Source organism: Kitasatospora sp. NPDC057940 (assembly GCF_042887425.1).
Taxonomy (GTDB): Bacteria; Actinomycetota; Actinomycetes; order Streptomycetales; family Streptomycetaceae; genus Kitasatospora.
Genome location: NZ_JBHVPH010000002.1, coordinates 76,468 through 87,324 on the forward strand (window position 1 = coordinate 76,468; position 10,857 = coordinate 87,324).

Consider the following 10,857-nt stretch of genomic DNA (forward strand, 5'->3'; position numbering starts at 1 on the left):
ACGGGGCCGCCCGCCTTGTCGAGGCGCCGCGCGCCGGACGGCGCGGCCTCAGGTCACTCCCGGTGCGTGCAGCAGGTCACTCCCGGTGTGTGACGACGGCGAGGGCGCGCTCGCGGACGTCCGCCGAGGGGTGGCCACGCAGCCCGCGCAACAGGGCCCGCCACTCCTGGGGCCAGCCGAGGCGGTCCCCGAAGGCCTCCGTCAGCGCCGTGGCGAACAGTCCGGCAGCGGCGCCGGTGTCCCCCTCCCGCCGCGCGGTCCGGGCCAGCACATCGATCGTCCCGGGCGGCGGCAGCGGGCCCGAGGCGTGTTCCCGCGACAGCGCCAGCGCGGTGAGCGCGGCCGCCGCCGGCCGGTCCCGGTGGGCGTCGGCGAGCGTGCCGAGCGCGGCCGCCAGCGCCTGCGGCCCGGCCGTGGGGTCCACCAGCCGGCGCAGCGCGGCCGCCCTGATGCCCGCCAGGTCGGGTTCGTCCGCGAGCAGGTCGGCGGCGCCGGCCAGCAACGGCCGGTGGCGGTCGTCGGCCGGGAGGTCGGTGAGGTGGGCCAGCCTCCGGCGGGCCGGCAGGTCCCGGTCGTCCCCGGCGTCGAGGTCGTCCGTCCGTGCGGCGGCGGCGAGTTCGGCGAGGGTGCGGTGCAGCAGGCTGCCAGGGGCCGCGCCGCCGAGCGGGTGCGGCAGCCCGGAGGCGGCGAGCGCGCGGACGGCGCCCGCCGCCTGCTGCCAGCCGCCCCGGTTGGCCGGGTCGGTGACGGCCCGCCGGGCCGTGTCCGCGGTCTCCGGGGCCCAGACCGCCCACCGCGGCAGCGCGGCGAGGGCGGGTGCGGCGACCTCCGGGTCCGGCGCGGCGGCGACGGAGGCCACCAGCCGGGCGTAGCGGGCCCGGTGGGTCTCGGGCAGGTGCCCCGGGTCGGCCCGCAGTACGGCGCGGCGCACGGACGGCGGAGCCTGCCCGGCGGCGTCGGCGAGCAGTCCCCAGACGGGTTCGGCGTCCAGCAGGCCGGTCGCGAAGGCGACCGCCGCGGCGCGCACGTCGTGGTGTTGGCCTTCGGCACGGTACGCGGCGACGAGCAGGTCGGCGGCGGCCGACGGCGGCAGGTGCTCGGCGGCCAGCCGCACGGCCTCCTTGCGGCTGGTCACCTTGCTGCCCCGCACCTGGGACAGCAGCTCGCCGAGCCGCTCGGCGAGCTCGCCCGGCGGGACGAACCGGGCGGCCCGGGTGGCCGCGTACACCGCGACCCGGGCGCGATCGCCGCCCGCGTGGGCCAGCAGATCGCGCAGCGCGTCGGCGGGCCGGTCCGTCCAGGCCAGCGCGGCGAGCGCCGCCTCGGCGAGCACCACCTCGGCGGAGTCCAGCTGGGCGCGGACGACCGCCTCGCCGTACTGCGGGATCGCGGCGGCGGCGTGGACGGCCGCGGCACGCCCGTGCAGCGGCAGAGTGGGATCGCTCGCCGCCGTGGCGGCGAGGCGGGCGGCGGCCCGCCACTGGCGCGGTGTCCAGCGGCTCGCCGACCGGGTCGGCGGCAGGGTCGCCCGCTGCGACCTCCTGAGGAACCGCCCGTACGGCGGCAGGGGGGCGAGCAGCGGGTCGAGCAGGTCGGTGCGCCGCTCGACCAGCACCTCCTCCACCGGTGACAGGACGGCGGCGGAGGGCTCGAGTTCGAGGATCTCGGCGACCCGGGCGCCGCGGGTGCGCGGGTCGTCCAGCCACAGGGCGGCGGCCGTGCCGAACGCGCCGTCCGACCCGAACCGGAGGGCGTGCAGCAGGAGTTCCTGCAGCGCCGGGACGCCGCGGGCCCGTCGGCCGAGCGAACGGGCCAGGGTGAACAGCAGCCAGTACTCCGCGGTGTCGGCCATGGTGTCCAGCCACGGCCGCAAGGTCGCGAACACGGCGTGCTCCTGGCCCCGCCGCAGCCGGTGCTCCAGTCGGCCGAGTTCGACCGTGCCGGTCTGCCCGGCGATCCTGCGCAGGCTCCGCAGCGCCCACTCGACCAGTTCGGTCCCGTCGGCGACGGCGTGCTCGCGCAGCACCTCGGCGACCAGCTTCTGCAGGGCGGCGCGGGTGGCGTACGAGCAGTCACGGGCGTCGACCGCGTCCTGGACGCAGACGTCGAGGAGCGGCACCGCCGCCCGGGTCAGCAGCCGGGCGGGCACCTGGACGAGCGCGGTCAGCGCCGCGCAGCGCACCGGGTCCTGCTCGTTGCGCAGCCGCGGCAGCAGAGCGAGCGTGTCCTGGACGACAGCCCCGTCGTCCGAAGCCGCCGCGTTGGCGAACAGGGCCGTCCAGGCGGCGGACCGGTCGTCGGCGTCCGGGCGGGAGAGAGCGGCCCGCAGCTCCGGCTGGGCCTCCTCGGTGGGCAGGTACGCCAGGGCGGGGGCGATCCGGGCCCAGGGGCGGCCCTCCGCGCGGCGCGCGGCGACCTGCCGGCGCGCCTCGGCGTGGCGGCGGGCGTGCGGGAACAGCGGTAGCAGGAAGGAGAGTTCGGCCTCCCGGGGGAGGGCTCCGGCGTACACGAGGTCGAGGAACGCGTCGCGCCGGCCCGGGGGGAGAGCACGCAACAGGGCGGCGAAGCAGCGGGGTGCGGCCAGCCAGTGGCGGCCCAGGGCGGGGAGCGAGGGCGGGTCGGCGCGCACCAGCCGGCGCAGCGTGCCGCTCGTCGGGGGCGTGGTGTACGGCCCGACCGCGCCGCGCCGCGGGTCGGCGAGGAGGCGGACGGTGCGTTCGGCGTCCGTGGCGACCAGCGGTGGCAGATGGTCACGGCGCAGCGGGACATCGGGGCCGAACCACTCCAGCAGATCGAGGACCCGTTCGGGGCGGGCCCGCACGGTGGCGCCGAGGACGTCGGCGAGGGCAGGCCACTGCCCGAGCCTCAGCGTCTCGGGGTGCTCGGCGAGGAGCCGCTCCAGGTGGTCCAGGACCTCGTCCGGGAAACGCGCGGCGAGGGGTGCGAGCGGTAGGGCGTGCGCGAGGTCGGGCAGGGTCCGCCCGACGAAGGCGGGGCTGCAGGCGGAGAGCAGCCGGGCGGCCTCGGCATCGCCCCACTCGGCGCGCAGGCGGCCCACCAGTCGCTCGGCGAGCCGGTGCCGGCGGCCGTGCCGGACGACCCGGGCCAGCTGCCGGCGCAGGGTGCAGGAGGCGCCGGTGAAGGCCGCCTCGATCGCCTCGTCCGGGATGCCCTGGGTGCGGGCGGCGCGCAGGGCGTACCCGCGGACCACCGGGTCGGGGTCGGTCAGCCGCTCGGAGAGGAAGTCGGTGGCGCGGCCGGCGGACGCGGCGAGCGCGGCCAGCCGTCGGCCGTACGGACCGGAGCGTTCCAGGTCGGACAGCAGCCCCGGGAGTTCGCCGTCGACGGCGAGCTCCCAGGCCCTGCGGGCGACGAGCCGTTGACGCTCCGGGTGAGGGAGGAGGTCAAGGTCGGCGAGCAACTGTTCGACTTCGTGCGGCATGCGACCATTCTGGCCTGCCGCGACAGGCGCCTCCCACCGGATTTCCGGGGATGCGGGTCGCGGGGTGCGGGGCGGACGAGGACGCGGGGCGGGCGGGGACGCGGGGCGGGCGGGGACGCGGGGCGGGCGGGGACCGTGCCTGGCCGGCGATGACACTGTGCGCCCGACGTGCCGCTGGTGGCTGGAGCCCGCCGCCCGGGGAGGGTGGCGGGCTCCTTGGCGTTCGGCTTCGCCGTGCGCACTCAGGCCCGGCGCAGCACCCGGCGCAGCCAGAGGGCGCAGGCCCCGGCGGCCGTCAGGGCGAGGCCGCCGAAGGCGAGGCCCGCGGTGTGGTCGGCCCCGGTGGAGGCGAGCTGGACGGGCGACGGCGCGGCAGGCTGTGCGGCCTCGGCGGCGCGGACCTGCTGGGTGGACGGCGCGGTGGAGGTGGTGGACGGGTCCGCCGGAGCCGGGGTGCTCGGGGCGGCGCTCAGGGTGCTCGGGGCGCTCGGGGAGGACGCGGAGACCGGCACGGCGGCGCCGGCCGGGACCGACGGGGCCGACGGGGCCGAGGAGGACGGGCGCGGCGCGGGCGTCTTCGTGGCGGCGGGCAGGACCTGAATCGTCGAGCGGGTACCGCAGTTCGTGGTTCCCCGGAACGGCTGGCCCTCGTTGACGAACACGCACGGGCCGAGCGTGGTGGTGCCCGCCGGAGTCTTCGCGTCGTACGACACCCGCACCCGGGCGACGGCCTTGGCACCCGACCGGAGGCTGGAGTCACGGCCCTGGAGGTACACGCCGAAGGGGTCGTCCGGCGCGATTCCGGCCACCTTGTCCAGCGTCCGCCAGGCCCCGTCCGCCGTACGCACCTGCACGGTCGCGTGCCGGTCCACGAACAGGACGTTGCCGAGGTTGGTGTAGTCGGACGGCGTGGGGTTGTCGAGGGTGGCGTCGAACTCGACCGGCGTGCCGCCCGCGACGGCGGTGGCGGGCACGTGGTCGAGCGAGCTCGTGATCGAGGTGACCTTGATCGTGCTGGTCACCTCGGCCTGCGCCGGCTCGTGGGGGTCGGCGACGACGGCGGAATGCAGGGCGATGGACTGGAAGCCGCCGTTGGTGGCGCCGTCGTGGGGCAGGCCCATCGGCGCGCCGATCCGCAGGTCGACCCTGAGGGTCCGCCCGGCCGGGACGGTGAGCCCGGACACCGTCCCGTCGTGCACGACGCCTCCGGAGGTGCCGGTCATCACCAGCGGCACCGACTTCCACGTGCCGTCGGCCGGGTCCCTGTAGTCGATGACGATCGCGTCCGGCGGCGTTCCGACGGCGGTGACGGTCTGCAGCTCCAGGTGGTAACCGGTGCTCTCCTGACCCGAGTTGGTGATGTCCTCGGTGAACTCGACCGGCCCGCCGGCGAATCCGACCGAGGCCGGGGCCTGGACGGAGAGCGAGGTGTGCGACGGCTCTCCCGCGAAGGCCACCGGAGCGGCGGCCACGACCGATCCGCAGACGGCGGCTACGCCGAGGGCGGCGGCGACGGCGATGGCACGACGGGTACGACGAACATGAACGACGGTGGACACAGTTCTCCCCTGAAACCGTTCTGCGGGCATGCCGCAGCAGCGCGCTGATGACTGAATGGCTGAATGGCTGATGTCGAGCGGGCCGCAGCAGGTGTGTGTGCGGCCGGGGGGCGATCACGGCCCCGCTTCTCACTGTCATAGACGTGGAGCCCGGCCGAAGGTTGCAGGCGATCGGAAAGAAATTCTTCCCCGCCTCCGGACACCTGCCGACGACGAGCGATCTCGTCACAGCCGGGCCGTCAGCCCCAGCGGGCGGATCTCGACAGGCCCCTGACACATCTTCAAGTTACTATCAGGTATTTTTAAGGGGCCTTTCAGGTGAACATTGCCACTTCTTGAAGGATTGCCCGTGCTCCGTCGCCCGCCCCTCCGCCCGTCCCCCCGCCTCGGCCGCTCCGCCCGCACCACGCTCACCGCCGCCCTCACCCTCGGCACGGCGCTGGCAGCACTGCCCGCCGCCCCCGCCTTCGCCGCCACCTCCACCTCCACCTCCACCTCCACCTCCACCTCCGCCTCCGCCGACCCGCGGATACCCGCCCCGGCGGCGCCCGCCGCCACCGGCACCCCGCACCTGGACGCCGTCGAGCAGACGCTGCGTCAGGTCTCGCCCGGCCTGGAGGGAACGGTCTGGCAGCGCACCGGCGGCAACAACCTGGACGCCCCCGCCGGCGACCCGGCCGGCTGGCTGCTCCAGACCCCGAACTGCTGGGGCGACCCGAACTGCACCGACCGGGCCGGCAGCGACAAGCTGCTGGCCAAGATGACGGCGAACATCGCCGGCGCGACCCGCACCGTCGACATCTCCACCCTCGCGCCGTTCCCCAACGGCGCGTTCCAGGACGCGATCGTCGCGGGCCTGAAGGCCTCGGTGGCGGCGGGCAACAAGCTGACCGTACGGGTCCTGGTGGGGGCCGCCCCGCTCTACAACATCACCGCGCTGCCGACCAGTTACCGGGACGACCTGCTGGCCCGGCTCGGCCCGGCCGCCGCCGCCGGCGTCACGCTGAACGTCGCCTCGATGACCACGTCGAGGACCGCCCTGTCCTGGAACCACTCCAAGCTGCTGGTGGTGGACGGCCGCAGCGTGATCACCGGCGGCATCAACAACTGGAAGGACGACTACCTCGACACCACCCACCCGGTGTCCGACGTCGACCTCGCGCTGACCGGCCCCGCCGCCGCCTCGGCCGGCTCCTACCTCGACACCCTGTGGGGCTGGACCTGCAAGAACACCGGAGTGCTGTCGAGCGCCTGGTTCGCCTCCAGCAACGGCGCGCCCTGCCTGCCGAACCTGGAGAAGGACGCCAACCCCGGACCGGTGCCGGCCACCGGCAACCTGCCGGTGATCGCCATCGGCGGCCTGGGCGTCGGCATCCGGAGCTCGGACCCGGCCTCCACCTACCAGCCGGACCTGCCGGCCGCCGCCGACGCCAAGTGCGGCCCGGTCGCCCTGCACGACAACACCAACGGCGACCGCGACTACGAGACGGTCAACCCCGAGGAGAGCGCGCTCCGGGCCCTGGTGGCCGGCGCCACCAGCCACATCGAGATCTCCCAGCAGGACCTGAACGGCACCTGCCCGCCGCTCCCGCGCTACGACCTTCGCCTCTACGACCTGCTCGCCGCCAAGCTCGCCGCCGACGTCAAGGTGCGCATCGTGGTGAGCGACCCGGCCAACCGCGGCACGGTCGGCAGCGGCGGCTACTCGCAGATCAAGTCCCTCTCGGAGGTCAGCGACGCGCTCCAGGCCCGGCTGGCGGCCCGGACCGGCGACGCGGCGGGTGCGAAGGCCACCATGTGCCGCAACCTCCAGCTCGCCTCCTTCCGCGCGGCGCCGACCGCGACCTGGGCCGACGGCCACCCGTACGCGCTGCACCACAAGGTCGTCGCGGTCGACGGCTCGGCGTTCTTCGTCGGCTCGAAGAACCTCTACCCCGCCTGGCTGCAGGACTTCGGCTACCTGGTGGAGAGCCCGGACGCGGCCGCCCAGCTCGACACGAACCTGCTGGCACCCGAGTGGCGCTACTCGCAGGCCGCCGCCACGGTCGACTACGCCCGCGGCATCTGCCCGAACTGAGCGCGTTCTCCGTCCGCTCGTTCCCCATCCGCCAGGACCGTCCGGGCCCGCCGATGCCCTCGCGGGCCTCGGGGCGCCGGACGGTCCTGCCGGCGCCGTAGCGGGGTGCCCGGTGTCCGTGTTCGGCACCGGGTGTCCGTGCTCGGCGCCGGGCGTCCGTGCTCGGCGCCGGGCGCGGCCTTCGAGCGGCAGCTCCGGCAGGCCCCCCGTCCCCCGGCTACCAGGCGGCGGTCCGGAGGACGTGCGCGGCGATGTCCTGAACCGATCGGCCGTCGGTCGGAATGGCGAGACGCCCGCGCACGGTCGTCAGAGTTCACCCGCCAGGATCCGGCGCTCCTTCTGCGGATCGATGCCGAGCGCGTCGCCCTGTAGACCCTGGGTGTAGGGCTCCTCGCGCGGGCCGCGTTCCTGTAGCCAGGCCCAGGTGTCACGCACCGTCTCGGCGAGCGGGCGACAGCGCAGCCCAGCCGCCGCGGCTGCCCGGGAGTCCGCCTGCCAGATCGCGCTCGCGCTCCCGTTGTCATCGAACTCCGGGTACCAGAGAGGGAGTTCGCTCCACGGCCGGACGCCGGCCGCGCGCAGCCGTTGGTCCTCCACCCAGACCAGTTCGGCGTTCGAACCGCTGGCCGCCGCACAGGACGTGAGCAGTTCGCCGTAGGTGCTCGACCCCGGCAGCGAGGTGGTCACGAACCGTCCGCCGACGCCGCGTTCCCCCAGGTCCAGCCCGAAGGCGGCGAAGTCCCGGGCATCGACCAGCTGGATCGGCAGGTCCGGCCTGCCGGGTGCCAGCACGCGCCCACCGCGCGCCGTCCGCTCCAACCACCAGGGCAGCCGCCCGATGCTCTCGTACGGGCCTATCAGCAGACCGCAGTTGAGGACGGTCGATCGCTCGGCGCCGAACTGTTCGAGCACCGCCCGCTCGCAGCCCGCCTTGAGCGCGGTGCTGAACGGCAGACCGGGCGGCGAGTCGGCCGGGCAGTCGTGCAGCGGCGAGTTCTCGTCGACCGGCCGGTCGGGCCATCGGGCGAAGGCGTGGACCGAGGAGACGAAGACGTAGTGGCTCGCGTGCTCGCGCAGCAACCGGGCCGAGGTGGCGACGGCGTGCGGCTGCTGGCCGCTGGTGTCGATCACCGCCTCCCAGGCCCGGTCGGGGCCCGGCGCCCGCTCGACCAGCGCGGCCAGGTCACCGGCGTTGTGGCGGTCGCCGCGCACCGTCTCGGTGCCCGGCAGGTCGGGTCCGGAACGGCCGCGGTTGAACACGGTGACCTCGTGGCCCCGGGCCAGGGCCTCCGTGACGAAGGCGCGGCCGAGGAACACCGACCCGCCGAGAACGAGGATTCGCATGTGACGATCGTGCCCCGGAGGCCGTGCCGCAGAACCGTGCGGCGTCCGGCGGGTTCTCCCGGTCCCGCTGCCACGGTCCGGCCGTGGCAGCGGCAGCGGCAGGGACAGCGACGCGTGCCGTGTCCGTGGGTGAACTCGTGGCCGTACTGCGGGGGCGGCGGTCAGTGGCAGGGGGGATCGCCCTGGGCCGGTCCGGGGGCCGGGAGGGGAGAGCCCGGCGCGGGCGAGGTGCAGGAGGCCAGGTCCCGGAGCAGCTCGGCGCGCAGTTCGAGGTCCGGGCCGGGGTCGGCGGCGAGTGCGCGGGTGAAGTCCTCGACGGCGGCGGCCCGGTTGCCGAGCTCGCGGTGGGCCAGCCCCCGGTTGTAGAGGGCGACGGGATCGGGGCCCAGGGTGATGGCGCGGTCCAGATCGGCGATGGCGCCGGCGGTGTCGCCGCGTTCGAAGCGGATCGTCGCGCGGTTGGCCCAGGCGGTCGGCAGGTCGGGGGCGAGTTCGACGGCCCGGGTGAGCAGGGCCTCGGCCTCGGGGAGCCGGCCGCGTTCGGACTCGACCAGGCCGAGCACGCAGAGCAGGTGCGGCTGGCCCGGCGACAGGCCCAGGCCCGCGCGTGCGTCGCGTTCGGCGAGGTCGAGTTCACCGTCGTCCAGGTACAGGCCGGCCCGGTTGACCAGTGCGTCGAGGTGGTCGGGGGCGATGCGCAGGGTCCGGTCCAGGTCGGCCAGGGCCGCATCCGGCCGGCCCAGGTCGGTGTGGGTCTCGGCGCGGTTGTAGTACGCCTCGGGGAGATGCGGGCCGAGGCGGATCGCGGTGTCGTAGTCGGCGATCGCGTCGTCCGGCCGTCCGGTGGCCCGGTGGAGGGCGGCCCGGTCGACGTAGTACTCCGCGTTCTGCGGGTCCTGCGCGATCACCGTGTCGAGGTCGGCGAGCGCCCGGGCCGGATCGCCCAGCGCGAGGTGCAGCTGGGCCCGGTTGTGCACCAGCCGGGCGCGGTCCTGGGGGCGCTCGCCGGGCGCCAGGGCCTCGGCGAGCTTCGCGATACCGTCCTCGACCGTCCGCAGTGCCGCCCTGTGGTCGCCGGCACGGCTGTCCAGCAGGGCCAGGCCCTGGCGGTGGAACACGGTGGTGACGGTGCGTTCGCGCGGGTCGTCGAGCTGTCCGGCGAGGGTGAGGGCGCGGTCCAGCCAGGTGCGGGCGGCGGTGAGGTCCCGGGCGGGCGCCGGGAGGTGGCGGGCGTGGAGCATGGCGGTGGAGTAGGCCGCGGACAGGTGGATCCTCGGCTCGTCGGTGACCTGCCGGGCGTGGTCGTAGAGCGCGAGCGCCTCGGCCGGGCGGTCCAGGGCGGTCAGGGCGGTGGCCAGCATGGTGGTGAAGGCCCACCAGTTCCGGGTGTCCCCCGCCGGGGTGACCAGCGGCAGGCCGCGCCCGGCGAGCCGGACGGCGTGCTCGTAGAAGCCGCTGTGCAGGGCCAGTCCGAGCGCGGTGCGCAGCGCTTCGACGCCGTCGGCGGCCGGGCGGGTGCCGCGCTCGCGGTGGTAGGGGATCGCGCCCAGCTGCCAGGACCACTCGCCGGTCGCGGCCAGTTCGTCGGCGCGCTCGTCGTGCCAGGCGGGGTCGTGGTGCGCGGTGGCGTCGTGGACCGTGGCGGGGTCGTGGAGCGGGCTGGGGTCATGGAGCGCGGTGGCGTGCTCGGTGGCCGGTCGGGACGGGGCGACGGTGAGGGGCCGGGCGTACTCGGCGACGGCCTCCTCCAGCGCGGCGGGCAGCGAGGCGCCGCCGACGTACAGCCTCAGCCGGGACGGGTCGACACGTCGTAGCAGGGTGTCGACGAGTTCGACGGTGGTGGCGTCCGCCTGGTCCACCCGGTCGAGCACGACGGCGGCCGGCGACCGGCGCCCCTCCGACCAGGCTGCGACGAACTCGGCTATCCCGTAGGCAAGATGGCGGGTGCGCCGGGCCGAGTGGAACCTGATCTGGACGTCCGCGACGTCGAGGGCCGCGACCGCCTCGGTGGCCCACGGCATCGCCGGCCTCAAGTCCCTCACCGCGCAGATGAGTTCGACCTGGTGCCGGACCACCAGCGGGGATTGCCCCTGGTCGAGGACGAGACGGCGGACGAACTCGCCGACCCCGCCGTAGGGTCCGCGCTGCCAGACCCGGCAGTCGAAGGAGCCCAGGAGCCCGTCGGCTCCGGCGGCCGCCGCGCACCGGTCCCGGGGCAGCGGTGCTTCCAGCCAGACGTGCCGCATGCTCGACTCATCCCCTTCTCGTGTCGACGGGTCCTTCCCGTGTCGACGGCCCGTGCGGACCGTCGTTCCGGGACCTCGGCTGACCGGTGGCGGGGGGGGGGGCCCCGCCCCGCCCCCGGCCGCCCCCCCCCCGCCCGCCCGCCTCCGGGCGAGAATCATCCCCATGAACCCGACCAGTGCCCTGAGCGA

General features: G+C 75.6%; 5 protein-coding genes. 1 reads left to right on the forward strand and 4 read right to left on the reverse strand.

Annotation, left to right across the window (positions count from 1 at the left end):
- Positions 1-76 precede the first annotated feature (76 nt).
- Positions 77-3,442 carry a hypothetical protein gene (locus tag ACFVTF_RS03840; RefSeq protein ID WP_387808551.1) on the reverse strand — a complete coding sequence of 1,122 codons (3,366 nt, stop codon included), beginning with the start codon at positions 3,440-3,442 and terminating at the stop codon, positions 77-79.
- Positions 3,443-3,684: 242 nt separating this feature from the next.
- Positions 3,685-5,001 carry a hypothetical protein gene (locus tag ACFVTF_RS03845; protein ID WP_387808554.1) on the reverse strand — a complete coding sequence of 439 codons (1,317 nt, stop codon included), beginning with the start codon at positions 4,999-5,001 and terminating at the stop codon, positions 3,685-3,687.
- Positions 5,002-5,350: 349 nt separating this feature from the next.
- Here ACFVTF_RS03845 and ACFVTF_RS03850 point away from each other — a divergent pair, with 349 nt between their 5' ends.
- A complete protein-coding gene (locus ACFVTF_RS03850; protein WP_387808557.1) occupies positions 5,351-7,078 on the forward strand; it encodes a phospholipase in 1,728 nt (575 codons plus the stop codon).
- Between the two features lie 306 nt (positions 7,079-7,384).
- On the opposite strand, the gene ACFVTF_RS03855 is transcribed toward ACFVTF_RS03850, so the two are convergent.
- On the reverse strand, positions 7,385-8,422 hold the full coding sequence (locus tag ACFVTF_RS03855; protein WP_387808560.1) for an NAD-dependent epimerase/dehydratase family protein: 1,038 nt from the start codon (positions 8,420-8,422) through the stop codon (positions 7,385-7,387).
- A 161-nt stretch (positions 8,423-8,583) separates the two neighbouring features.
- Positions 8,584-10,668 (reverse strand): tetratricopeptide repeat protein, encoded by a 2,085-nt coding sequence (locus ACFVTF_RS03860; protein ID WP_387808563.1) that lies wholly within the window; start codon positions 10,666-10,668, stop codon positions 8,584-8,586.
- Positions 10,669-10,857 lie beyond the last annotated feature (189 nt).